At 70.6% G+C, this 25395-nt stretch carries 18 protein-coding genes and 1 pseudogene; 4 read left to right on the forward strand and 15 right to left on the reverse strand.

The genetic code is table 11. The features are described 5' to 3' along the window. Positions 1-277: 277 nt before the first annotated feature. A complete protein-coding gene (locus IEZ27_RS55695) occupies positions 278-1186 on the forward strand; it encodes a helix-turn-helix domain-containing protein (RefSeq protein WP_379478724.1) in 909 nt (302 codons plus the stop codon). Positions 1187-1457: 271 nt separating this feature from the next. Then, positions 1458-3158 carry a GMC family oxidoreductase gene (locus IEZ27_RS49545; RefSeq protein ID WP_189653630.1) on the forward strand — a complete coding sequence of 567 codons (1701 nt, stop codon included), beginning with the start codon at positions 1458-1460 and terminating at the stop codon, positions 3156-3158. A 253-nt stretch (positions 3159-3411) separates the two neighbouring features. Here IEZ27_RS49545 and IEZ27_RS49550 read toward each other — a convergent pair whose 3' ends face one another. The 3 genes from IEZ27_RS49550 to IEZ27_RS49560 all read right to left on the reverse strand — a co-directional run bounded on the left by IEZ27_RS49550 (position 3412) and on the right by IEZ27_RS49560 (position 8125). Continuing rightward, a complete protein-coding gene (locus IEZ27_RS49550) occupies positions 3412-4467 on the reverse strand; it encodes an FAD-dependent monooxygenase (protein WP_229825047.1) in 1056 nt (351 codons plus the stop codon). A 280-nt stretch (positions 4468-4747) separates the two neighbouring features. After that, positions 4748-5401 carry an integrase core domain-containing protein gene (locus IEZ27_RS49555; protein WP_229825048.1) on the reverse strand — a complete coding sequence of 218 codons (654 nt, stop codon included), beginning with the start codon at positions 5399-5401 and terminating at the stop codon, positions 4748-4750. A 468-nt stretch (positions 5402-5869) separates the two neighbouring features. Continuing rightward, complete coding sequence (locus tag IEZ27_RS49560) at positions 5870-8125, reverse strand: WD40 repeat domain-containing protein (protein WP_189653632.1); 2256 nt, start codon at positions 8123-8125, stop codon at positions 5870-5872. Positions 8126-8479: 354 nt separating this feature from the next. Between IEZ27_RS49560 and IEZ27_RS49565 the strand changes: the two genes are divergently transcribed. Further along, on the forward strand, positions 8480-8764 hold the full coding sequence (locus tag IEZ27_RS49565; RefSeq protein WP_189653633.1) for a hypothetical protein: 285 nt from the start codon (positions 8480-8482) through the stop codon (positions 8762-8764). A 111-nt stretch (positions 8765-8875) separates the two neighbouring features. Here IEZ27_RS49565 and IEZ27_RS49570 read toward each other — a convergent pair whose 3' ends face one another. The 5 genes from IEZ27_RS49570 to IEZ27_RS49590 all read right to left on the reverse strand — a co-directional run bounded on the left by IEZ27_RS49570 (position 8876) and on the right by IEZ27_RS49590 (position 14510). Continuing rightward, positions 8876-9034, reverse strand: coding sequence for a hypothetical protein (locus IEZ27_RS49570; RefSeq protein WP_189653634.1), 159 nt, complete (start codon positions 9032-9034; stop codon positions 8876-8878). Positions 9035-9319: 285 nt separating this feature from the next. Next, positions 9320-10069: an ABC transporter ATP-binding protein gene (locus IEZ27_RS49575; RefSeq protein WP_189653635.1), complete on the reverse strand. Its 750-nt coding sequence runs from the start codon at positions 10067-10069 to the stop codon at positions 9320-9322. Between the two features lies 1 nt (position 10070). Continuing rightward, positions 10071-11954 carry a dipeptide/oligopeptide/nickel ABC transporter permease/ATP-binding protein gene (locus IEZ27_RS49580; protein ID WP_031169951.1) on the reverse strand — a complete coding sequence of 628 codons (1884 nt, stop codon included), beginning with the start codon at positions 11952-11954 and terminating at the stop codon, positions 10071-10073. 1 nt (position 11955) lies between these two features. Further along, positions 11956-12936: an ABC transporter permease gene (locus IEZ27_RS49585; RefSeq protein WP_189653636.1), complete on the reverse strand. Its 981-nt coding sequence runs from the start codon at positions 12934-12936 to the stop codon at positions 11956-11958. 14 nt (positions 12937-12950) lie between these two features. Beyond that, entirely contained in the window at positions 12951-14510 is a 1560-nt protein-coding gene (locus IEZ27_RS49590) for an ABC transporter substrate-binding protein (protein WP_189653637.1), read from the reverse strand. Positions 14511-14758: 248 nt separating this feature from the next. Between IEZ27_RS49590 and IEZ27_RS49595 the strand changes: the two genes are divergently transcribed. Further along, positions 14759-16417, forward strand: a complete 1659-nt coding sequence (locus IEZ27_RS49595; protein ID WP_189653638.1) for a DUF885 domain-containing protein — start codon at positions 14759-14761, stop codon at positions 16415-16417. Here IEZ27_RS49595 and IEZ27_RS49600 read toward each other — a convergent pair. The 7 genes and pseudogenes from IEZ27_RS49600 to menC form a co-directional block, all read right to left on the reverse strand. After that, the gene (locus IEZ27_RS49600; RefSeq protein WP_189653639.1) at positions 16397-17647 is read right to left on the reverse strand and encodes an amidase; all 1251 of its coding nucleotides are present in this window, start codon (positions 17645-17647) and stop codon (positions 16397-16399) included. The two genes, IEZ27_RS49595 and IEZ27_RS49600, sit on opposite strands and share 21 nt — an antisense overlap. Continuing rightward, a complete protein-coding gene (locus IEZ27_RS49605) occupies positions 17644-18846 on the reverse strand; it encodes a CaiB/BaiF CoA transferase family protein (protein WP_189653640.1) in 1203 nt (400 codons plus the stop codon). The genes IEZ27_RS49600 and IEZ27_RS49605 overlap by 4 nt, the downstream gene beginning before the upstream one ends. Next, entirely contained in the window at positions 18830-20059 is a 1230-nt protein-coding gene (locus IEZ27_RS49610; protein WP_189653641.1) for a methylaspartate ammonia-lyase, read from the reverse strand. The genes IEZ27_RS49605 and IEZ27_RS49610 overlap by 17 nt, the downstream gene beginning before the upstream one ends. Beyond that, complete coding sequence (locus tag IEZ27_RS49615; RefSeq protein WP_189653642.1) at positions 20059-21999, reverse strand: S9 family peptidase; 1941 nt, start codon at positions 21997-21999, stop codon at positions 20059-20061. Before IEZ27_RS49615 ends, IEZ27_RS49610 begins: the two co-directional genes overlap by 1 nt. 126 nt (positions 22000-22125) lie before the next feature. Beyond that, entirely contained in the window at positions 22126-23739 is a 1614-nt protein-coding gene (locus IEZ27_RS49620) for a PucR family transcriptional regulator (RefSeq protein ID WP_189653643.1), read from the reverse strand. Positions 23740-24027: 288 nt separating this feature from the next. Beyond that, a pseudogene (locus IEZ27_RS54605) lies at positions 24028-24207 on the reverse strand (IS5/IS1182 family transposase); the annotation flags it as partial. A 63-nt stretch (positions 24208-24270) separates the two neighbouring features. Beyond that, the gene (gene menC / locus IEZ27_RS49630; RefSeq protein WP_189653645.1) at positions 24271-25386 is read right to left on the reverse strand and encodes an o-succinylbenzoate synthase; all 1116 of its coding nucleotides are present in this window, start codon (positions 25384-25386) and stop codon (positions 24271-24273) included. Positions 25387-25395 lie beyond the last annotated feature (9 nt).

Here is a 25395-nt window from a genome sequence, read left to right on the forward strand (position 1 = left end):
TCAACCCGTCTACCAGGGGTTTCGCCATGTCATCAGGCGAACGTCAACCTCGCGATGATGCTGTGATCAGCAACTCACCGCACGGGGATGAAAACGGCTCACTGCCAGTCCCAGCGCGATCGGCGACATCGCCCGCGCCGCCCTTGTCCTCACCCATTTCGAGCACAACTGGCTACCAGAAATTCGCTGAGATCACTTCACTGGGGGAACCGTGATCGAATCTGTGTTTCGTACGGATGAGCTGGCCGCTGCGGACAGATACGACTCTTGGATCGAGATGACCGCTCGATCATTGCTCCCAACCGCCATCAGCTCTGACCACGCCGACGACTTTCACGCGGAGACACGAGCGCTGGATCTTGATGTCGTGCAGATGTCGGTGCTGAGGTTCCCGCCGATGCGATCACGTCGGACCCAGGAGCTGATCCGGCGGAGCGACCCGGAGACCTGTCAGCTCGCCCTGAATCCGTGCGGAATCATGGGCATCTCCCAACTCGGCAGGGACATGATCTTGCGCCCGAGTGAATTGATAGCCCTTGACAGCTCACATGCCTTCGATTCCCACATAGCCGCGGACAACGGCACAGGCGCTGGGGTGACAATTCTCCAGGTGCCTCGCGCGTTGTTGCCGCTGGCCGAAACTGACCTGAGAGAAATGATGGTCAGGCCTCTGCCCGGCCGATCCGGAGTCGGCATGTTGCTCACTCAGATGATTGGCCGAGTTCTTGCCGACACGAGCCAGTTCCGGTCCGCCGACGGCCCACGAGTGGGCGCCGTTCTGCTGGAGCTCTTGAGCGCGCTTCTGGCCAACGAGCTCGACGACCGCCAACCCGCTGGTCCAGCTCACCGACTGACTCTCCTGAGCCAGGCCAAAGCGTTCATCCACCAGCATCTCGGCGACGCCGACCTGTCGCCGGGGATGATAGCCGCAGCCCACCACATCTCCACCCGGCACCTGCACCGACTGTTCAACGACACCGGCGCGACCATCGCCGGTTGGATACGCCGACACCGACTCGAACAGTGCCACCGAGACCTCATCGATCCCCGTCGGCGCACACGTCCCATCCACGTCATCGCCGCTCGCTGGGGGTTCACCAACCCCGCTCACTTCAGCCGCACCTTCCGCGCTGCCTACGGGATGTCCCCCAGCGAACACCGGCACAACGCCCAGCGGTCTCGGTGAGGACACGGGACCCGCGGCAACCGACAACGTCACGTGATGGCACGGACGGACAAGATGATGGCGCGGGCCGTCAACGACAAGGAGCCCGCGGTACGGCAAGCTCCACTTGCCGCTTGGCATCGCGCCAACGTCCCAAATGATCATCCGTGGGGAATCTCGTACGCATCCAACAACCGTCGGTTGAGAAACAGATACGGCCGGTCGGCATCGAGAAGACTACGTGAGCAGTTGTTTCGTTGAACCGTGATGGTGCGGTGGCAGCGACTTGTGGGTGACCATTCACGGGATCGGCGGCGTGGCGGTACCACTCCAACCCGAAGGGACGCCGATGTCCAGTAAGGATCAGAACACCTGGCGAGACCCGGACGAGATCGCTCGCCGGGTGCGGGACGGGAGTCTCACCAGACGGAATCTGCTCACTCTGTTCGGTGTGTCGGCGGCGTCGGTGGCGCTCGCCTCGACCATGGGGACGGCAGCCGCGGCAACTCGCCGCCACGACTACGTGATCGTGGGAGCCGGCTCGGCCGGGTGCACGCTGGCCGCGCGTTTGTTGGCGGACTCGGGGGCGAGTGTGCTGCTGATCGAGGCCGGCGGCACGAACGACCTGCCGGTGGTGCGGGACTTCACCAAGTCAGCCATGGCGGCGGCACCGAACTCAGGGCTCGTCTGGCCGTACGAGTCGATGCCGCAGCGGGAGCTGTTGAACGTGCGGCAGTCGTTCGTGTGCGGGAAGCTCGAGGGCGGCAGCAGCTCGGTGAACGGGATGGTCTGGGTTCTCGGCAATCCGGCTGACTACGACAGGTGGGCCGCTCAGGGCGCCACCGGCTGGGACTACGCGAGCGTGCGACCGTCGCTGGAAGCGCTGTCCGGGCCCATCAAGCCGTCGGACGAGCTGACGCGGCGCAACCTGCTTTCCCAGGCCACGGTGAACGCGGCCGTCGACCTCGGCTACACGTTCAATCCGGACTACAACGGCGCGACCCAGTTCGGTGTCTCCTACACGCAGCTCAACGTGGTGGACAGAATTCGCCAGGACGCGTTCACCTCGTTCCTGGTCCCGTACCTCACCGACCCGCGCCTGACGATCATGACGGGCGCGGAGGTCGCGCGGCTGACGTTCGACCGCCGGAACGCGATCGACGGTGTCGTCATCAACGCCGGTGGCCGCCAGTTCACCGTCCGGGCAGAGCGGGAGGTGATCCTCAGCACGGGCACGGTCAACACCCCTCGCCTGCTTCAGCTGTCCGGCATCGGTGCGGCGCGAGATCTGGAACGACTCGGCATCCCGGTCGTCGCCGACCTGTCCGGCGTGGGTGCCAACCTGCACGACCACCTGATCTCGGTGGCGTTGAGGAGACTCCGCACGCCCGAGCCCGCGACGCACATCACCTCGATGGACGTCAGTGTCTTCACCGGCAGGGGCCGGGTGCCAGGGACGCCGAGGTACCAGGGCCAGATCTACTACCTGGCCGAGGGAGGGTATCCGCCCTTCTTCGGGAACTCGCAGGCGGTCGGTGTGATGAACCTGCGCCCGACCAGCCGAGGGTATGTCAAGCTGCGGTCGGCCGACCCAGCCGTACCGCCGATCATCCAGCCGAACTTCCTGCGGACCAAAGAAGACCTCGAGACGCAGCTCGATGGCTACCGGCTGGCCATCGAGCTGATCAACGCGAAGGGACTGCGCGACTGGATGATCGACGACGACGCCATCCCCGGCCCTGAGGTCAACACCCGCAAGGAGCTGATCCAAGCGGTGCGTACCTATTCGCAGGCCGATTTCCACGCGGTCGGCACCTGTCGGATGGGCACCGACAGGCACGCCGTCGTGGATCCCCAACTGCGTGTACACGGCGTCAGCGGCCTGCGGCTGGCCAGCGCCGCGATCATGCCCAGCATCACCTCCGGCAACACCAACGCCCCGTCGATGATGATCGGCGACCGTTGCGGACGGCTCGTTCTGGGTAACGCCTGACCCCGCGACTCACGATCCACACGGATGCCGCCTTACCCGTCTCGTCAGCGTATGTTCACGTCGGTGATTCGCTCGGGATCGATGATCGGATCAGGAGCAGTGCGCAGCGGAGCCGCTTGGTCCAAGGCCCGCGCCGGGTCTCCCAAACTCCGCGGCGGCGGGCTGTGACCCTGCTGATCGGCCCGGACTCGTTCGACGACGGCAGGGTCCACTCCGTCATCGGCCGCCTCGTCCGCGACCTGCGCTGCCCCCGTCAGCGCGACAACGACTGCAGTGACCCGGCGATCCGGTGCCCGGCCCAGCGCTTGATCTTGCGCAGCACCTCCAGCCGGCTCGCCGCCCGGTCGAGCCGGTAGTACAGCCGCGGCGGCATGTACGACAGCAGCGGCGAGTGCCGCTGGCCGAGCAGCGCGAACATCTGCGCGGGCTCCAGGCGCAGGTAGCGCGGCAGGTCCTCGTAGAACCGCGCGCTGTAGCGGGCGGCGCTCTGGACCGGCAACAGCGCGGCCTTGCGCTCCCGCGCGTAGGCCGCGAGCGCGGGGGCCAGGGCGGGGTGGCGCTCGATCGCGCCGGCCAGCGCGATGGCGTCCTCGATCGCGAGCGTGGTCCCGGCGCCGATGGAGTAGTGCGTGGTGTGCGCGGCGTCGCCGAGCAGGACGAGGTTGCCGCGGTGCCAGGAGCGGTTCGTCACGGTCTGGAAGCGCAGCCACTGCGCGACGCCCTGCCCGCGCCCGATGAGCCGATGCCCGTCGAGCAGGTCGACGAACAGCTTGTCCAGCAGCTCCAGGTTGCCCACCTCGTCGGCGCGGTCGAGCCCGAGCCCGAGCCACGTGGCGGGCGCGCACTCGATCACGCAGGTGCTGCGCTCGTCGTCGAAGGGGTAGCCGTAGCACCAGATCCAGCCGTGCTCGGTCTCCACGAAGGCGAAGGTGAAGGCGTCGAAGACCCTGGTGGTCCCGAGCCAGATGTAGATGTTGCCCCCAGTGGCGACCTCGGTGCCGAAGTCGTGGCGGCCGCGCAGCGGGCTGTTCACCCCGTCGGCGGCCACCACCAGGTCGGCGTCCGGGACCTCGCCGAGGATCTCGCGCTCGAACTCCACCCGCACGCCGAGTGCGATCGCCCGGTCGGCCAGGATGCCGAGCAGCCGGTGGCGGCCGATGCCGAAGCCCTCGTCGCCGCGGTGCGTGGTGGTGCGGCCGCCGACGAGGGCCTTTCCCTCTTGCCACCGTACGGACGCCTCGCCGATGGCGCGGCCCGACTCGGGATCGCTCTCGTACAGCCGGTCGAGCAGGCTGCCCCAGTACGTCACGCCCCAGCCGTACGTCGAACCCGCCGGACCGCGCTCGAAAACGGATATGTCACACGAAGGATCGCGCAGCTTCATCAGGATCGCGAAATACAGGCCAGCGGGTCCGCCCCCGACACAAATCACCTTGTGTACTTCATTTGGCACAGAGTAGTTATACGCGCACAGTGCGCCACCGCGCGCGCTACGCCACGCCGAACCCGAGCAAGCTGTTCGCACGCATCGACGAGCATCAGTCGGGGTGGCGGCGCCCTACGCCTGCCGAAAATCGCATCCATGCAGTTCAAGCCGCATGCGAGTACTCGCGGAGGACGCCGCCTAGCCGGTCTTGTCGGCGTATGTTCAGGTCGATGATCTGCTCTGGGTCCGTGATCGGATCGGGGACAGTGCGCAGCGGCGCCGCTTGGTCCAAGGCTTGGTGGGCACGATGGTGGTTGTACAAGTGTTCGTATTCCCGTAGGGCGTGCCGCAAGTGGTGTTCGTTCCATACGAGGCAGCGGTCGAGGAGTTCGCGGCGGCACAACTGCACCCACCGCTTCATGATCGAGTTCATGCGCGGCATCCGGGTACCGGTGAGCACCGTCTTGATGCCGGCCCCGGCGAGAATCTCGTCCATGAGGGCCGGGAACTTCCCATCCCTGTCTCGAATCAGAAAGCGCGCCCGACGGCCCGCATCGTCCAGATCCATCACCAGATTCCTGATCGCCTGGGCAACCCAGCTCGGGCTTGGATGAGCGGTGGTACCCAGCACACGGACACGCCTGGTGGCAGGCTCGATGACCGCCAGGATGTACGGGCGCTGCCCGTTCAAAGTGATGGTCTCGATGAAATCACAGGCCAGTAGAGCGTCGGCTTGCGAGCGCAGGAAGTCAGCCCACGTGGTGGACGCCCAGTCGGGCGCCGGATCAACACCTGCCTGCTTGAGGATCTCCCACACCGTGGACGGTGCGACCTTGATACCGAGCGCGGCGAGCTCACCATGAACCGCCGATAGCCCCAGCCGGGCTTCTCCCGGACCAGGCGCAGAATGAGGGCACGGATAGAGCGCACCGTGGGCGGGCGCCCGGGCCGCTTCGGCCGGCAGGTACGGGCATGACGCCGTCGCATCAGATCTCGGTTCCAGCGCAGGACGGTGCCCGGTCGGATGAGCAGCCGCAATCGGCGCAGGACCTCGCGTGGCAGCGAAGTGAGGAGGGCGGCGAGAAAGGGCCGGTCCTCCGGGGCAAATCTCACCCTGATATCAGGGCCGAGCTGCCGTTCGAGGACGGAGCCCCCACACGGCCATGACCTGGCCGGATGCAATTATCGGCAGGCGCACTCTCGTACGTGAGCACTCCGCCACGTGAACGTACAGAACTAGCCACGCAACGTGACCGGCTTCGCCCTTATGTCCGGGCCAGAGCTACTAACCGAGGGGTTGTGATCCAGTGGGCCACGGATTGCCTGACGCGGAGCCCTGCGTTTCGGACGGCCACAGTCGCACGGTGCCGTCGTCACCGGCGGTGGCGAACAGGCGTCCGTCAGGATGGAAGGCCACCGCGAGGACACGTCCCCGATGGCCGGTGAGGGGCCCGCCGATCGGCTGGCCGGTGGCTACGTTCCACAGTCGCACGGTGCCGTCTTCGCCAGTGGTGGCGATCAGGTGGCCGTCGGGGTGGAAGGCGACACCGTTGACGGGATGGTACGCGGTAAGGGGCTCGCCGGCCTGCTCACCGGTGTCGGGGTTCCACATGCGCACGGTGCCGTCGGCGCCGCCGGTGGCAAGCAGACGGCCGCCGGGGTGGAAGGCGATCGCGTAGACGGCTAGCCAGTGGCTGGTGAGGGGCTCGCCGGTCTGCTCGCCGGTGTCGGGGTTCCACAGTCGCACGGTGCCATCGGAGCCTATGGTGGCCAGCAGATGGCCATCGGGGTGGAAGGCGACACCGCGGACGCGTCCGGTATGGCCGGTGAAGGGCTGCAACGCCTGCTGGCCGGTGGCTGGGTTCCACAGTCGCACGGTGCTGTCGGCGCCGGTGGTGGCGAGCAGGTGACCGTCGGGGTGGAAGGCCACCGCATAGACACGTCCGGTGTGGCCGGTGAGGGGCTCGCCGACCTGTCGGCCGGTGGAGGGGTCCCACAGCCGGACAGTGCTGTCGTCGCTGGTGGTGGCGAGCAGGTGGCCGCGGGGGTGGAAGGCAACCGCGCGGACGTGTCCCTGATGACCGGTGAGGGGCACGCCGACCTGTCGGCCGGTGGAGAGGTCCCACAGCCGGGCGGTGCCGTCGTCGCCGGCGGTGGCGAGCAGGTGGCCGCCAGGATGGACGGCCAGCGCGCGTACGGAGGGCGGGTGCTGCAAGAGAGCAGGTAACCGCTGGATGCCTTGCGGGTTTGCCGCCAGCTGATTCCGCGGGCGGGATCTTTCCAGGTGGTCCTGCAAGCGGCGGATGCGCTCGTACAGGAACTCCCGGCTGGGCCACAATTCGGCCGCCAACGCCCACAGCCGTACGGTGCCGTCATCGCCGGCGGTGGCCAGCAGGTGACCGTCGGGGTGGAAGGCGAGCGCACCGACGCCTGCCGCGTGACCGGCGAGGAGGTCGCCGACCGGCTGGCCGGTGCCAGGATCCCACAGCCGAGCGGTACCGTCTTCGCCGGCGGTGGCCAGCAGATGGCCGCCAGGGTGGAAGGCCACCGCAAAGACCCGTCCCTGATGGCCGGTGAGGGGATCGCCGACCGGCTGGCCGGTGGCGGGATCCCACAACCGGATGGTGCCATCGGAGCCGGCGGTGGCCAGCAGGTGGCCGTCGGGGTGGAAGGCGACCGTAACGAATCCGTGGTGGCCGGCGAGGGGGGCGCCGACCTGCTGGCCGGTCGAGGGGTTCCATAGCTGGACGGTGCCGTCATCGCCACCGGCGGCGAGCAGGTGGCGATCGGGGTGCAAGGCGATCGCGCCGACCCGTCCCTGGTGGCCGGTGAGGGGGGTGCCGACCGGCTGGCCGGTGCCGGGGTCCCACAGGCGGACGGTGCCGTCGTCACCGGCGGTGGCCAGCAAGTGGCCGTCGAGGTGGAAGGCGACCGTAACGAATCCGTGGTGGCCGGTGAGGGGGGCGCCGACCGGCTGGCCGGTGCCGGGGTCCCACAGGCGGACGGTGCCGTCGTCACCGGCGGTGGCCAGCAGATGGCCGTCAGGGTGGAAGGCGACCACGCCGATGCCTGCCGCGTGGCCGGTGAGGGCATCGCCGACCTGCCGGCCGGTGCGACGATCCCACAGCCGTGCGGTGCCGTCGTAGCCGCCGGTCGCCAGCAGGCGGCCGTCGGGGTGGAAGGCAACCGCGTAGACGAATCCCTGGTGGCCGGTGAGGGGCTCGCCGACCTGCTGGGCAGATGCCGGTAGCTGGCGATGTGTCCTGGCCGAGTCACTATCAGGGCGCGAAGGAGAACTGCGAGCAAGTGCGGCGGCGCGGGCCGTCACCCACAGCGGCTTGAAGTCCTCCGGGTCGGCTTCCAGCGCTTCTGCCACGAGCTCGACCTGCCCCCAACGGGGGAGCTTCTCGCATCGCACCACCGCCCTGGCGGTGGTGTGACTCAAGGCCTTACCGGTACGGCGTTCGATCTCGCGAAAGCTCGGCGCGCCACTGTACAGGTGCGCATGGCCCAACTGATCGCGCAACGCAGCCAAGGCCACGGCAGCAGCGTCGTCAGCGCCCGGGGGGACGGCTGCGGGTACGGCGGGTGAGCTCATGATGCGTCGAGCATCCCAGAGCGGAAGAAAACGTAAAACCCGCTCTGTGGAAGTGCCCCCGCACCTGGTGTGAAGCGTCAACGTCTGTCAGCGAACGTAGCCAGATGGAACGATGCGCGCCCTCGACGGAAGACCTTGGCCAAGATCGGAAACGCCCCTAGCCACATCCCCATGCTGGGAACACGTCCCCGACTGCGAGGACCACGCCAGCGAGGCCCACCCAGGCCGCCCTCTGTCACCGGACACGGCACAGGAGTGCCCGCGAGGCGTCACAACCACGGGAAGGAACACCCACCGATGATGCCCTACCTCACTCTGGGCGCCATGGCCCTATTCGCCATCTACCACACCGCCGTGCAGGACAGGACAGCGCTCCGCAAGCCCCGCCCCCGCCGGCCCGCGGAGCGCGGCCCCGGCCTCTTCGTGCCGCAGCATGTGATCACCGCACTGGCCTGCCTCCTCTTGGGCGTCGCCGTCGGGGTGCTGGTGTGGCTGATCCCCACGATGTGGCCTCCAGTCGATGCGGCCTTGGCGGTCACAGGGCTGGCTCTGGCGCTGCATGGACTACGACGTGGACGATGACTCTTCTAAGCTCCCCGGGCGCGGATGTTGGGCATCAAGAGCGCCCGGCGCGAGCCGCGCCGACGTGGTGGATCGGCCGGCCCGGCGTGCGGCTCCTCGGCCGGTCCCCGGTCACCGCCCGCCAGGCAGCGCAACATGACCTGGGGCGGCGCCTTCCCCGCCCGGACGCCACGCCGCGAGTGCTTCGATCACCTGCTCATCCATGGTGAGCGGCACCTGCGCAAGGTCCTGACCGTGTACGAGCGCCATTTCAACCATCATCGCCCGCATCAGGGCCGTCCGCTCCGCCCGCCAATGCACGATCCCAGCGAGGTGATCGACATGACTTCCCGGAATCCACCGTCGAAGGACCGTCACAGGACTGATCAACGAGTACCACAGAGCAGCCTGATCACCCGACAAACGCCCAGCTCAGCAACAGTGTCCGCGTTTTGGCACCGCACAGGTACGGCGCCCGGCGGGCGCAGGATCAGCGCCCGCCGCCACCAGGTCGAGCGTCGAGTAGGTGTCGATGAGGAACGGCTTGGACACCTTGAGTCCGGCATCGACTCTCGGCTATGAGCTGCCATTACCCATCGTCATGGTCGGGACGGCGTCGAGGAGCTGCTTCGTGTACGGGTGCGCGGAACGCTCGATGACGTCCTCCGTCGTACCGTGCTCGACGAGCCGACCGGACTTCATGACCGCGATCGAGTCGGCCATGTAGCGGACCACGGCGAGGTTGTGCGAGATGAACAGGATCCCGACACCGGTCCGGGTCTGGATCTCCTTGAGCAGGTTGAGCACGGCACCCTGGACCGAGACGTCGAGCGCCGACGTGATCTCGTCGGCGATCAGGACCTCGGGCTCGGCGGCGAGGGCGCGGGCGATGGCGACGCGCTGCCGCTGTCCGCCGGAGAGCTGCCGGGGACGCTTGTGGACGTCGCCAGGATCGAGCCGGACCATCTCGAGCAGCTCGGTGACCCGGGCCGGCCGCTCCCGCCGCCCGATCGCCCGGGGCAGGCCCTCGGCGATCGACGCGCCGACGCTCATCCGCGGGTTGAGGGACGCGTACGGGTCCTGGAACACGTACTGCAGCGGCGGGTGGCCGCGCGGGTCGAGCCCCGCCCCCTTCCAGAGGATCGTGCCCGAGGTGAGCGGGGCGAGGCCGACCGCCGCCCGGGCGAGGGTCGACTTGCCGGACCCCGACTCGCCGACGAGCCCGACGACCGAGCCGGCCGCCACGGTCAGGCTGACCTCGTCGACGGCCGTCACGGCGCCCTGATTGTGGCCGTACCGGACAACTATGTCGCGGAGCTCGAGCACGTCACGCCTCACTTTCCAGGACCGGCAGCAGCGGATGCCAGCAGGCGACGGCGCCGCCACCGCCCGAGTCGGCCAGTTCGGGACGCGCCTGCCGGCATCGGTCGTCCGCCCGGCCGCACCGGGGCGCGAACGCGCAGCCCGGCGGCAGGTCAGAGGCGTGCGGCGGGCGGCCGGGAATGTTCGCGAGCGGCCGCGACCGGTCCGTCGACATGTCCGGGATGCTCGCGATCAACGCGCGGGTGTACGGATGCGCGGCCTCGGCGAGCCCGCTGACCGGCAGTTCCTCGACCACCCGGCCGGCGTACATGACCAGGACCCGGGACGCGTTCTCAGCCACCACCGCGATGTCGTGGCTGATCAGCAGGACGGCGGCGTCGCTCTCCCGGGAGATGCGCCGCAGCAGGCCGAGCACCTCCTTCTGGACGGTCACGTCGAGGGCGGTGGTCGGCTCGTCGGCGACGATCAGCGCCGGCTGGGCCATGAGGCCCATCGCGATCGACGCGCGCTGGCGCATGCCGCCGGAGAACGCCATCGGGTACTGCTTCGCCCGCGCCTGCGGGTCGGTGATCAGCACTGCGCTGAGGCGGTCGACGGCTCGTCGCCACGCGTCCCGGCGGCCGAGGCGTTCGTGGGTTTCAGCGACCTCGGCGAGCTGGCGTCCGACCTTGAGCGTCGGGTTCAGCGACGACATCGGGTCCTGGAACACCATCGCGAGCGAGGTGCCGAGCAGCCGCTCGCGGTCGCGGGGGCGCATCCGCCGCAGCTCGTTGCCCTTGATCTGGTGCACGTCGGCCTCGGCGACGTTCGGGTACGAGGTGAGCTGTGCGGCTGCCATGGCGGTGAGGCTCTTGCCCGATCCCGACTCGCCGACCAGCCCGACGATCTCGCCTCGGCGAAGGCGCATGCTGACGTCGACGACCGGGGAGAAGGGCGCGGTCTCGCCGGGTACGGTGACGGTCAGGCGCTCGATCCGGAGCACCTCGTCGCCCGGTGGCGGCGTCTCGGCCGGGGCCGTGTCCCGGCGCTGGGACCTGAGGGACGGGAGCCGGAGGTGACCGTGCTGGCTGCCGCCGAGGACCTGGGTCAGCAGCTCGCCGGCGAGGACGAATGCGAGACCCGCGACGACGATCATGATGGACGGCGCGAGCGCGGCCGCCGGGTTGGTGTAGATGGCCGGCAGCCCGTCGGCGAGCATGCGTCCCCAGTCGTACTGCGGCGGTTGCACGCCGAAGCCGATGTAGGACAGTGCCGATATGCTGAGCAGCGCCGCCCCGACCTGGCTGGTCGCGTTGATGACGAGGGGTTCCGAGATGTTCGGGATGACGTGGCGAATCAGGATCCGCCACCGCGGGACCCGGAGCAGTCGCGCGGCGGAGACGTAGTCGGCGTTCGCGACGCCGCTGGCGGTGGTGTGGGTCAGCCGCGCGAACGAGGGCGCGAAGGCGATCGCCATCGACAGCACGGCGCCGCGCGCCCCCACTCCGAAGATCATGGCGAGGAACAGGGCGAGCAGCAGCCCGGGAAAGGCGACCATCAGGTTCAGGACGGCGACCACCGCTCGGCCGGCGCGCCGGCCGAGCACGACGGGGACGGTGCCGATGATCAGCCCGCAGGCCACGCCGATGCCGACGACGAGCAGAGCGAGGACGAGGGACAGCCGGGTGGCCACCAGCGTCCGCGTGAGGACGTCGCGTCCGAGGGCGTCCGTGCCGAACGGGTGCGCCGCCGACGGTCCAGCCTGGAGCGCGCCGCCCGCGATCTCCGTGGCCCGGTCGCCGAGCAGCAGCGGCGCCACGACGGCGGTCGCGACCAGGAGCAGCAGCAGGGCGACCGTGACCACGCCGAGCGGCGACGACAGGTGATGGCGGGTACGTGACCAGGACACGTCAGCTCTCCTTGATCGTCGAGCGCGGGTCGATGACGGCGATCGCGATGTCGACCGCGAGGTTGATCAGCAGGATGCCGGCGCCGAAGAAGAGCGCGACCGCCTGGACGACCGGGTAGTCCTTGGCGAGCACCGAATGCACGAGCTCGGCGCCGACGCCGGGCCAGGCGAACACGTTCTCCACGAGCACGGTGCCGGCCACCATCGACGCGAGGATCATGCCGGAGACGGTCAGCGTCGGGGTCAGCGTGTTCGGCAGCGCGTGCCGCAGGTAGATCAGCCGCGCCGGGAGGCGCTTCGCGCGCGCCGCCCGGATGTAGTCCTCGCCGAGCACCCGCTGGGTCTCGGCCCGGACGATCCGCGCCAGGTAGGCGGCCGGCCCCACGACGAGGGCGGTCACCGGCAGCACGAACGACGCGGGACCGGACAGGCCCGCGACCGGCAGCGCATTGAGGGAGACGGCGAAGACGAACACGAGTCCGACCGACACCAGGTAGTCCGGCACGGAGAGCGCGAGCCCGGTCACGCCGCCGAAGCCGAAGTGCAGGCCGCGGCCCCGGCCGTCCCGGGTGGCGATACCGAGGAGCAGGCCCACCGGTATCGCCACCGCGAGGCAGACCACGAACGCGGTCAGGCCGAGCTGGAGGGTCGCGGGCACCAACTGTGCCATCTTCTCCCGCACCGGCGTCTGGGTGTCCAGGGACGTGCCGAGGTCGAGGTGGAGCAGGTTCCAGAGATAGTCCAGGTACTGCCGCCACAGCGGGTCGTTGAGCCCGAGACGCTCCCGGGCGGCCGCGATGGTCTCCGGCGGCGCCATCAGGCCCAGGGCTCCGCGTACCGGGTCGCCCGGCAGCGCGTGGACCATGGCGAACGATGCGGTGACGACGACCGCCAGCGAGACGACGAACCTTCCCAGCCGCCGGATCAGGAATACCGGCCACGGGTGCCTGGCGCGCAGCGACGACTTCACAGAACCTCCCATCCTCCCCGCCGTACCTAGCGCAGAACCCGGAGCGAGGTGGGCTCCAGCACGCGGGCGACGACGTCGAACTTGGCCCCGTTGCCCCAGTAGAGGTAGGGCGAGACGGCGATCGGGGTGATGTCCGCGTCCTTGATCAGGGCGCCCTCGCCCGCGTTCCAGTCGGCGCAGCCGCCGGTGCCGGACTTCGCCTGCGCCGCCTTGATCGAGCTGTCGAAGACGTCGTTGTGCATCGAGCCGTAGTTGATGCCGCCCTGCGACGGGGTGGCGCCGGAGAAGAACGGCACGAGCGTGGCCGGGTTGGACACGCCGAGGCCGATGAGGGTCGCGGTCCACGGGCCCTTGCCGCCGAAGACGACATCGGACCGCGCGTTGAACGACTGTCCCTTGAGGTCCACCTTGACGCCCAGCGCCGTCCACTTCTGGCCGATGTACTCGGCCGCCGCCGCGGTCGTGGTGTCCTCGTTGTCGTAGACGAACGCGACCTCGAGCGGCTTGCCGTCCTTGGCCCGGACTCCGCCGTCGGCGGCCGTCCAGCCGGCCTGGTCGAGCAGCGCCGCCGCCGCGGCCGCGTCGTACGCCGGCTTGTTCGGGGTGACGGTGTCACCGCTGCAGATCTTCGGGTCGGTCAGCAGCCCGTTGGCCTCCTGTCCGAGGCCGCTGGTGGCGACCTGGGCCAGTTCCTTCATGTCGAGAGCGCCGACGAGCGCGCGCCGGACGTTGACGTCGGCGGTCGGCAGACCGGCGGCCTGGTTGAAGGTGAGCTCGTCGTCGATGATGCTGCCGCCGTCCGAGAACACCTTGGCGGCCTTGAGCCGCTGGGTGTCGGCACCGGACAGGTACGAGATGTTGACGCCCTTGCTCAGCAGGAGGTTGGCCGTCGTGGTCACGCTCGTCACGAGCTTGAAGGTCACCTTCGCCGGCATGCCCTTCTCGGCGGTCGAGGCGCCGTTCGGCCCCCAGGCGTACCCGTCGCGGCGGGTGTACGTGTACTGGTTGCCGGCCTGGACGCCGGAGAGGACGAACGGACCGGAGCCGGCGGAGGCCGCCTTCAGGGAGTCGCGGTTCTTGATGGCGCTCGAGCAGACCAGCGGCAGCTCGGCCAGGTTCTGGAAGAAGAAGGGCGCGCCCTCCTTGAGCTTGACCGCGACGGTGCCGGCGGCCTTGTCGGCCGTTGCCGTGGCGCCGGCGGGAACGGCGGCGCCGCGCATGGGCGAGCCGTTGCCCTCGGCGGCCACGTAGTTGATGTTGTCGGCCACCGTCTGCGCGTCCATCGGCGAGCCGTCCGAGCAGGTGACGCCCTCGCGGACGGTCAGCGTGTAGGAGGTTCCCTCGCCGGTCCACGACTTGACGACGCTGGGCGCCACCTCGCCGGAGTCCAGCAGCTTGACGGGCGTGTCGTAGGCGAAGACGGCCATCATCTTGTTGACGCCGTTGACCGAGCGCTGCGGGTCGAGCGCACCGGGGTCGCTGTCGATCGCGATGGTGAGCGAGCCGCCGTCGGCATAGTCGTCGCCGGACGAGCTACCGGTGCTCCCACCGTTGGAGCAGGCAGCCAGCGCGACCGTCGAGCACAATACGGAAATCGAGACACGAAAAGGGCGATTTCGGACCATTGGCGCGTGACTTCCTCTGCGGCCGGCGGGACGAGCCAGCTCGGCGCTGGGTGATGTAACCCACGATTGAAGCCACAGCGCGGCGGCGATTCTTGTCCAAGCCCACAAAGGTGCCCGTGCTCGATCGTGGCCAGACCCAAGCCCCACGGTCGCCCCTCACTTTAACGTCGTCCGTCAGACCGTACCCGACTAGGTGAAACGTGGATCAAATGACGGAGGGGTCCGGGTTGGTGGACGTCGAAAGCCTCGGCAAGCGGTACCAGGAGCTCCGGTACCGCACGGCGCCCACCTGGGCGCACCTGATCGGTGAGTACTCGGTGGCGGGGCACTTCGAGGACGTCAGCGCGACGGCCGAGGCGGCCGAGCTCCGCGACCTGCGCGAGGTGGCACATGCCGCCGCCGCGCTCGCCCGTACGCCGGACGGCACACCCGTCTCGCTCGACGGCGCGGTCCTCGCCTGGCAGGCCGCGACCAGAGCCGACGTGCTCGAACACCGGTTCGCCGAGCTCGACGTCGACCCGCTCTTCGGGCCGGTGACCCAGTTCCCGGGCCAGGTCGCCAAGCTGGCGCTCCCGTCCGCCGAGGTGGCCGGCGCCCTGCCGAAGAAGTACCGCGGCTTCGCGCGCAATCTGCGCGACAGGCTGGAGCGTCTCGCTGCGGGCCGCGCGGCCGGCCGTACCCCGGTCGCCTTCGCCGTGGCGGACACCGTGGACAGGGTGCGGAAGTGGCTGCACACCCCGCTCGAGGACGACCCGCTGCTGGCCGTCGACCGCGCCGCGCGCACGGATCACCTGCGCGCGGTGGTCGGCGAGGTGGTGCGCCCCGCGCTGGCCGACTATGCCAACGCGTTGACATGGGAGGTCGCGCCGTCCGCGCGGCCCGACGAGCGGTGCGGGCTGTGCTGGCTCGACGACGGCGATCGCGTCTACGCCACCCTGGTCCGCTCGCACACCACCACCGACCTCCACCCTGACCGCATCCACGAGACCGGGCTCGCCCAGGTCGCGGCCCTGGACGAGGAGTACGCCGCCCTCGGCCGGGAGGTCTTCGGCACCTCGGACGTGCCCGCCGTCATGGCCAGGATGCGCGACGACCCGGCCCTGCACTTCGACGACGCCGCCGGCCTCGTACGCGCCGCGGAGGTCGCCCTGGCCCGGGCGACCGACCGCGCCCCGGGCTGGTTCGGGCGGCTGCCGCGCGCCGCGTGCGCGGTCGAGGCGGCGACGAGCGGATCGCTCGGCCAGTACATGCTTGCGCCGAAGGACGGCTCGCGGGGCGGGACGTTCGTCATCAACGTCTCCGATCCGCGTGCCTGGGCCCGGTACGAGGTTGAGGCCCTCGCCTTCCACGAGGGCGTTCCCGGGCACCACCTGCAGATGGGCCTCGCCGCCGAGCTCACCGAGCTGTCGGAGTTCCGCCGCACCACCACGGTCACCGGCTTCCTCGAGGGCTGGGGGCTGTACGCCGAACGACTCGCCGACGAGATGGGCCTCTACAGCAGCCCGCTGGACCGGCTGGGCATGCTGTCGTTCGACTCGCTGCGGGCCTGCCGCCTGGTCATCGACACCGGCCTGCACGCCAAGGGCTGGAGCCGGCAGCGGGCCAAGCGCTTCCTGGCCGAGCACTCCCCGCTGAGCCCGGGGCACATCGACGCGGAGGTCGACCGGTACATCGTGACGCCGGGCCAGGCCCTGGCCTACTTGGTCGGCCGGCTCGAGATCGTCCGGATCCGGCGGGAGGCCGAGCGCCGGCAGGGTGCCGGCTTCGACCTGGCCCGGTTCCACGACGTGGTGCTCGGCGCGGGGCAGCTGCCTCTGCCCTTGCTGGAGGCGCACGTCGCCGCGGCACTACCAGGCGTCGTCGGGTAGCGCGCCGGGCGGGCGGCGGCGATGCCAGTCGCTGACCGCCTGCACGGCTTCGCCCACCACGAGCAGGGCCCGGTCGGCGCCGCGCCGGCCGACCAGCTGTGCGCCGACCGGCAGCCCGGCCGGCGAGGGCGACACCGGCAGGCCGAGGACGGGCAGGCCGGTGACCGACCAGCAGCCGGTGAGCTGGTTGATCCGCCGGCTGACGAGGGTGAGATCGCCGTCCCCGGCAACGGGCGCGACGAAGGGCGTGGCCGGCACGGCGATGACGTCGGCCTCGGCGAGCACCTCGTCGACCCGGGCCCGCCAATCGAAGGCCACCGCCAGCGCGCTCTCGATCTCCTCGGTGGTGACCCGGCGGCCCGCCTCGATCCGCCCCTTGATCCCGGCGCAGACGCGGGCGTCGTGCCAGTACGGCCGGAGGTGACGGATCGCCTCGGAGTTCTGCAGCGCGGCCATCGCCTGGTGCACCCGATCGACGTCGCGCAGGGCCACCCGCCGGATCTTCGCGCCGTGCGCGCCCAGCAGGTCGAGCAGGTCGCGGAAGCCGGCGGCGACCGCCGGCTCCAGGTCGTCGAGGAAGTACTGCTCGGGTACGGCCACGGTCAGGCTGGACAGGTCCCGCGGCGGAAGGGGCCGCGAGCCCGTGCCGGCCATGACCTCCAGGGCGATGCGGGCCTCGGCCGCACTACGCGCGAGCGGCCCGACGACGTCCATGCTGGGGCTCAGCGGCGTTACTCCCAGCGTCGGCACCAGCCCGTGGCTCGGGCGCAGCGTGGTCACCCCGCAGAACGCGGCCGGGTTGCGCAGTGAGCCGCCGGTGTCCGTGCCGATCGCGAGCCGGACCAGGCCCGCGGCGACCGCGACGGCCGACCCGCCGCTCGAGCCGCCGGGGATCCGGTCCGGGTCCCACGGGTTGCGGCAGGCGCCCCACGTGTCGTTCTGCGTGGTCGCCCCGAAGCTGATCTCCTCGAGGTTCGCCTTGGCGACGATCCGCGCGCCGGCGGCCCGCAGCCGGCGCACCACCTCCGCGTCGATCACCGCCGCGGGCGGATGCGGGCCGCGGAGCCCGTCGGTGCGCACCGTCCCGGCGACGTCGATGTTGTCCTTGACCGCGATGGTCCAGCCCGCCATCGGGCCGTTCTTCTCGGCCGCGATGCCGTCCTCGATCAGCTGGGTGAAAGCGTTCAGCCGGGTGGCGAGCGCCACCACGGCGGCGGGAGCGCCGCTCACCGTTCACCGCCGAAGGCGCCGCCCCGTGCAAGATCGGCCAGTTCCGCGGCGCTCATGCCGAGTTCCTCCCGCAGGATCTGCTCGCGGTGCTCGCCGAGGCCCGGCGCGCGGTCCGGCGCCGGGTTCTCCCACCAGGCGCGTCCCGCCGTGCGCACGTGCCGTACCGTACCGAAGCTGGGGTGTTCGGTGTCGACGACCAGGCCGCGCTGCGCGGCCTGCGGCTCCTCGAAGGCCTCGCGCAGCCCGTTGACCGGGCCGCACGGCACGCCCGCCGCCGACAGCAGGCCGACCCAGTGGTCGGTGCCGTGCCGGGACAGGGCGGAGTCCAGCACCGCGTCCAGGTCGGCCTGGTGCGCCTGGCGGCCGGCGAGCGTCGCGAACCGGGGATCGGCGGCGACCTCGGCGACGCCCAGCACCTTGGTCAGGCGCTCGAAGAACACCGGCTTGACGCAGGCGAGCATCAACCAGCCGTCCGCGGTGGGGTAGGCGCCGAACGGCACTACGGAGGGGTGCGCCGACCGGGTCTTGCGGCGGGTCTCGTGCCCCCGGGTGAGGAACCAGGTCGCCGGGTAGGAGAGCATCGCCATCGCCGTGTCGAAGAGGCTGACGTCGCACTCGCCGCCGACGCCGTCGCGCCGGGCGACGTGGATCCCGGCCAGCAACGACATCGCCGCGACGACTCCGCCGCAGTAGTCGACCAGCGAAAGGCCGCTCTTGGTCGGCGGTCCGGCCGGGTCGCCGGTCAGGTCCATCCACGCGGCGAGCCCCTGGACGACGTAGTCGTACGCCGGCTCCGCCCGCCGCGGCCCGGTCATCCCGTAACCGGACAGCGAGCAGACCACCAGCCGCGGATTGAGGTGGCTCAGGTCGGCGTACCGGAGGCCGAGCTTGTCCGGCACGTCCCCGCGCAGGTTGTACATGAGCGCGTCGGCGCCCTCGACGAGGCGGTGCAGCACCGCCACGCCGGCCGGAACCGAGAGGTCGAGGCAGATGCTGCGCTTGTTCCGGTTGAAGCTCTGGAAGAAGAGGCTGTCGTCGTCCTCGGCGAACGGCGGGACATGCCGCCCGATGTCGCCGCCCGTACGCGCGTCCTCGATCTTGATCACGTCGGCGCCGAGCTCGGCGAGGTGCAACGATCCGAACGGGCCGGCGCCGTACTGCTCGACGGCGATGATCCTGATGTCACTGAGTCCCGTCACGTCTGCTCCTGTGCTCGATGACCGCGTGGGTGCGTGCCATCTCGTTCCTGGTCACCATCACTGCCTCGTCAACGCCCATGCCGGGCCGGGCCAGCAGCACGTCCGCGCCCGCGCCCATCGCGACGTGGGTGGCGATGCGGGCCGACAGGTCGGTCTCGGTGCACGACCCTCCGAGGTACGCCGCGACGCCCGCGGCCCGGCAGGCGAGAACGGACCGCACGGCGTCGTCGAGGCTGCCGACGTCGGGCATCTTGATCTGGATCATGTCGGCCGCCCGCGCGTCGAGGAAGGCCAGCACGTCCTCGTGGGTGTTGCACCACTCGTCGGCGACGATCTGGACGCCGGTTTCGTGTTCGCGCAGGCGCAGGAGGACGTCGATCTGGGCCTCCCGCGACGCCGCGCGCATCGGCTGCTCGACGCGCAGCGGGAACGGCGCGCACTTCTCGGCCAGCCGGGCGAGGAAGCCGGCCACCTCGGCCGTGGAGGGGAAGACGTCGCCGAGGGTGCCGTAGCAGTCGATGTGGATCACCGGCTGGTAGTCGTCGTCCGGGCGCCGCGCCAGCACCCGGTCGCGTACCCAGCCGACATAGTCCAGCAGCAGGTGGCCGCCGGGCCCGACGAGCAGATCGGCGTTGTTGATCAGCCCGTGCGGCAGGCTCTCGACCCGGCGCAGCACCATCCGGTCGACCGCGCCCCGCCGGTCCTCGCCGGACTGGGCGAGCAGCGGGACTGGACCGATCGGATCGGCGCCGCCGTACTCGGCGGCGACCACCTCGGCCATCGTGCGCCGGGTGGCGTTCGCTGCCGCATCGAGCAGGGCCTGGCTGACCCCGTACGCGACCGCTCGCGGCAGCCCGAGCGGCGCGATCAGGGCGGAGGTCTCCCGGAACGAGTCCACGGTCGCGTCCAGCAGGACGTCGCGCAGCACCGGCAGCCAGCGGTCGCGGGCCGCCTCCGCCAGCAGGACGGGCTCGCGTCCGGAGCCGCCGGCGTACTGCACCGACACCCCGGCCCCGGTGGCCACGCGGTCGTCGTCGAGGAAGAGCAGAATCTGCAGCGACTCGCTGGGCTGGCGGATCGCGCGGTAGCCCGGGGTGAGCGCGGGGCCGTCGTAGAAGTAGCCGTCGCGTACCGCCCCGGCCTTGATCGCCGCCTGGTCGTCGTTGCTGTAGGTGCCGATGCCGGGCACCGCCAGAATTCCCGAGACGCGCATCAGCCGGCGTACCTTGTCACCCAGTCCACGACCCGGGCGTTGTAGTCGCGCCGGAACCGGGGCGGGCTGTTGAACAGCATGTTGTGCGACGCCTCCGGGTAGATCACGATCTCGGTCTGCACGCCGAGCTCGCGCAGCGCCGTGTGCCACTGCCTGGCCTGGTCGAGCGGGCAGCGGACGTCCGCACCGCCGTGCAGGAGCAGCGTGGGAGTGCGTACGTCGGCCACGTGGGTGATGGGCGACATCGCCGCGTAGTTCTCGGCGTCCGCCCAGAACGCGCCGCCCCACTCGCTGGTCGACAGGGCGCGCCGGTTGTCGGTCGTGCCGGCGGCGCTGCGCAGATCGCTGATGACGCCCCCGCCGACGGCCGCGGCGAACCGGTCGCTGCGGCTGGTGAGGTAGCAGGTCATGTAGCCGCCATAGCTGTAACCGGTCACCGCGATGCGGTTGTCGTCGACGAGCCCCTCGGCGACGAGCTCTTCGAGGGGTTCGAGGAAGTCCGCGGTGTCCGAGGTTCCCCACCGGCCACTCACGGCGCGGGCGAACTCCTCGCCGTAGCCGTCGCTTCCCCGCGGGTTGAGCAGCAGTACGGTCCAGCCGCGCGCGACGAGCTCGTGGTGGTAGAGGTGCACGGCCTCCGCGGCGCCGTTCCAGGCGTTGTGCGGGCCGCCGTGGATGTCCAGCAGCAGCGGCTGCGGGCCGGTGGCGTCGGGGTCGCGCATGACCCATCCGGTGACGGCCGTCCCATCGGAGATGGTGAACGTACGCTCGGCGCGCGGGGCCGGACGCCGGTCGCCGAGCCGCTCGCGATGGTTGGTCAGCTGGGTCGACGTGCCGGTCGTGAGATCCAGGACGTAGATCTCGCCGAACGTGTCCGGCCCGTTGCCGAGGAACGCGACCAGTGTGCCGGCCACGCTCAGGCTCGAGACGTTCTGGTCGGGCGCCGCGAGCAGCGCGGTGGGGGTGCCGCCGGTCTCGGGCATGGTGTACGGCACGACGTAGCCGCCCTCGCGCACGCAGAACAGGACCGTTCCGAGCTGCGGCACCACGCGCGGCGTCGAGCCGGGATAACCGGGCGCGCCGTACATGACCTGCCGGTCCATCTGCTCGGTGAGGTGCCGGGCCGTGCCGTCCGCCGGATCGACGAGGAGCAGGCCGGTGAAGCGCGCGGGCCCCTCCGGGTGGCCGCAGACCAGCAGCCGGGTGCCGTCGCCCGTCCAGGCGAGCGGCCCGGCGCTGCCGGATTCCGGGCCCGCCGGCCGCGGGACCCGTCCGGGGTCGCCGAGGTCGATGGTGTACGCGGCGGATTGCCGGGTGAGGTCGGCGTCCGCGGACATGGCGGCGGAGAAGGCGATCCGGGTGCCGTCCGCCGACCAGGCCGCCCCGGATGCGCTCCACTCGCCGGCGGTGATCTGCTCGCATCCGCCCGTGCCGACGTCGGCGACGTGGATGTGCTGCCGCGGGGCGCTCAGCACGCCGGCGCCGTCAGCGTAGTAGTCGAGGCGACGGCTCACGACCGGCGCGCCCCACGCCCACGTGCCCTCGGACTCCGGGGGATCGGCCGGCGCGGTGAACAGCAGCCGCGAGCCGTCCGGGCTGAACGCCGGGGCGCCCGCTCCGCCGGGCCGGCGGGTGAGCTGCCGCGCCTCGGACGTCCCGACGTCGAGCAGCCAGATCTGGGGCCGGCCGTCGGTGGTGCGCAGGAAGGCGAGCAGCCGGCCGTCCGGCGACCAGTCCGGGGCGCAGTCGCCGACGCCGTCGGTCAGGCGGCGCGGGTTCCCGCCGCCGGTGGGCACCAGCCACAGGGTCTGCTCGACGCGGTCCGCGTCGAGGTCGTCGGTCTGGACGACGTAGGCGACCGCGCTGCCGTCCGGGCTGATCGCCGGTTGCTTGGGTACGTCGATCCGCCGGATGTCGTCGACAGTCAGATAGCGGTTCACACCGGTCCTCTCGTCGGTTGCCTGGATGCCGGACACCGCTGATCGTCACAAGTCCGGGGGCGGCGGCGCTGGTGTCGCGGCACGAAATTGCGGGCGCCGGGTAGCGTCGCGCGACGAGGCTGCCGGTCAGGAGCGCATGAAGAGCCGGAACTGGAGCATCAGCGACAGCCGCTCGTCGTGGTTGTCCAGGCTTATCCCGGAGACCTCCGCGACCCGCTTCAGGCGGTAGCGGAACGTGTTGGGGTGGACGTGCAGCGACGCCGACGCGGCGATGTTGTCGCCGAAGTGGTCCAGCCACGCGCGCAGTGTCGGCACCAGGTACCCGTGGCGCTCGTCCTGCTCGACGAGGCGGGCGAGCGGCCCGCTGAGGCCCATCCCCCGCGCCGACACCAGGTCGCTCATCTCCATCATGAGCAGCTCGTACGCGTGCTCGACCGTCGAGCAGACGCGGTCGCCCTGCTGCGCGCTGCGGGCCAGCCGCAGCGCGCGGTCGGCCTCCTCCCGGGCCCGTGGGAGGGCGTAGGCGTCGGGCGCGACGGCGCTGACCCCGATCACCGCGGCGGACCGCCGCCCTACCCGGGCGAGGAAGTCCTTCGCCATCCGCTGACCGCGGTCCGAATGCGGGTCGGCGGCCGGGGGCAGTGGAACGATCCCGTACACGACGTCGCCGACCAGCGCGGCGGAGGCGCCCGGCTGGACGGTGCCGAGGTGCATGTCGAACGCGTCACCGATGCGCAGCAGCTCGGCCGCGCGGTCGCCGCGCAGGCGTGCGGGCTCGTCCTCGCCGTCCGGGAGCGCGACCGCGAGCACCAGCATCGGGCGGTGGGGCAGGCCCAGCCGGGCCGCGACCTCCTCCGCCTCCGGGCCGCCGGCCAGGACCTGGGCGGTAAGGTCCGAACGCATTCGGCGCTCCACGTTGGCGTTCGCGCGGTGGCTCAGCAGGTGCACGGCGACCGTGCCCTGCAGCTCGCGGAAGGCCTGCATCCGCTCGTCCGAGAGCGGACCGGGGACCGCGGCCCACACTGAGCCCAGGATCTCGTCGTCGGCCCGGATGCCCAGCACGACGCGGGGCATCGTGAAACCGCCGTACCCGCTCTCGGGCGGATCGACGAAGAGCGGCTCCTGGGTGCGGTACAACTGGCGGAAGATGCCGCGCTCGGTGAGATCCTGCGTGGCCCAGGGCGTGACCTGGCGGTTGAGGATCGCGCCGATGCGCGACGGGTCCGCCTCCTCCTGCCGGATCGAGAAGGCGAGCACCCGGGAGTCCCGGTCCTCGACCGTGACCGGCGCGTCGAGGATCTCGGCGATCGCGTTCGCCAGGGCGAACAGGTCGCCGGTCGGGACGCCACCGAGCGGCGCCGCGAGCGCGGGGCCGGACGAGCCGTTCATCAGCGGCGCGAGGGTCGCGGCGAGCTGGATCCAGGAGTTCTCGTTGCCGAGCGCGAGCACCGGCACGGCGGTCCGCGGGCCGGTCAGCGAGGCGACGGCGCTCTCGTGGACGATGAGCGCGCCGCCCTGGCGGGCCACCCGCTCGCTGAGGGCGGTGAGCTGCTCACCAGCCTGGACCCCGACGGCAAGAACCAGGGGGCGCCGCGACCAGGCGACCTGGTCGGCCGGGTCGAAGATCACCAGGCCGTCGACGATCCGGTCGAGGTCCTGGCCGTCGAACGCCGGGCGGAGCAGGGTGTGGCCGGCGTCCTCCAGGATCCGGGCCAGCGTGATCGACGGTCCGTCTACCACGACGGATGCTTCCGGCTGTTCCGGGTGCCCCACAGCTGTGATTCTAACCACGGCCGGTTGGCCCGATCTTGTTCCACGGCACTATCGGCCTGCTCGATCTGGTGCGGCAGCACCATCTGTACGGGGCTTCGGGGTCACTGCGGGATGGGCGGTAGCGGTCGCCGCTGTCTATGAGGCCGCTGAATGTCAGCGTTTCATCGGTCTGCTCAGCCCGAGGTCGGTGGGTGGCCCGGGTGCGCGGTGGTCGGTCGGATGCGGCTGCGACGGCTTTGGTTTGATCACCGCAGTGTCGGTGGTGTCGGCGTCCGACAGGTCCAGCAACGTCTGCAACGTCAGGATCGAGGCCGCCACCGACGCCGGCATCGATGGACGGCCCTTCCCGGACGGAAACAGATCAGCGAACTGCTCGTCCGGGAACAGCGCGGCGGCGTCGAGAAGCTCCCGGTCTGCACGCTCCACACCCCGCACCCAGAAATCATCGCATATCGGCATAAATCACTACAGACGACACGCCGATTCTTCAGCGGCCTCCTATAGGGGCAGCCACTCGGTGTGAACTGTTGCTGCGGCGAGGGCTTCGGGGTCGGGGGTGACGCCCAGGCCTGGGCCTTCTGGGACTGACATGTAGCCGTCGCTGAGTTCGAGGGGCGGGGTGATGTCCTGGTGGTAGAAGCGCGACGAGGCGGAGATGTCGCCTGGTAGCCGCATGCCGGGCAGGGCGGCCAGGGCGGCGTTCGCGGCGCGGCCCAGGCCGGTCTCGACCATGCCGCCGCACCAGACCGGGACGTCGTGGGCTTGGCAGAGGTCGTGCACGCGCCGGGCCTCGAGGTAGCCGCCCACCCGGCCGGCCTTGATGTTGACGACACGGCACGCGCCCAGTCTGATCGCGTCGGCCGCGGCCCGGGCGGAGGTGATCGACTCGTCCAGGCAGATGGGGGTTCGCAGGTGGCGGGCCAGCTCGGCGTGGCCCAGCACGTTCTCCTCGGCCATCGGCTGCTCGATGAGCAGCAGGTCGAAATCGTCCAGTTTCCGGAGTTGGTCGACGTCGGCGAGCGTGTACGCCGCGTTCGCGTCGACCTGCAACGGGATGTCGCCGAACTCGTCCCGGATCGCGCGCACCGCCGCGACGTCCCAGCCTGGCTCGATCTTGAGTTTGATCCGCCGGTATCCGTCGGCCAGGTAGGCGCCGACCGCGGTGACCAGTTCGTCGAGGGTGTCCATGATGCCGACCGAGACGCCCGACGGCACCGACGTGTGGACGGCGCCGAGCGCGCGGCTCAGCGGCATCCCCAGACCCCGTAGCTCGGCGTCCCAGACCGCCATCTCGAGCGCCGCTTTGCTCATCCGGTGCCCGCGGAAGCGATCCAGCGCGGCGCTGACGAGGTTGACGTCGATGGCGGGCAGGTCGCGCAGCGCGGGCACGAGGAAGTCGCGCAGCGTGATCATCGCCGCGCCGACGTACTCCGAGGCGTACAGCGGGTGCTGCGCGGCGACACACTCGCCCCAGCCCTCGGCGTCGGCGGTGACGGCGCGGAGGATCAGCACGTCTTTGGTCGTCTGGGTGCCGAAGGAGGTGCGGAACGGCGACACCAGGGGCAGCCGGAGCCGCCGCATCTCGATGCCTTCCAGCGCGGATACCTTACCCATCAGGGTCAC

It is taken from the genome of Nonomuraea spiralis (assembly GCF_014648435.1).
In the GTDB taxonomy this organism is placed as follows: domain Bacteria; phylum Actinomycetota; class Actinomycetes; order Streptosporangiales; family Streptosporangiaceae; genus Nonomuraea; species Nonomuraea spiralis.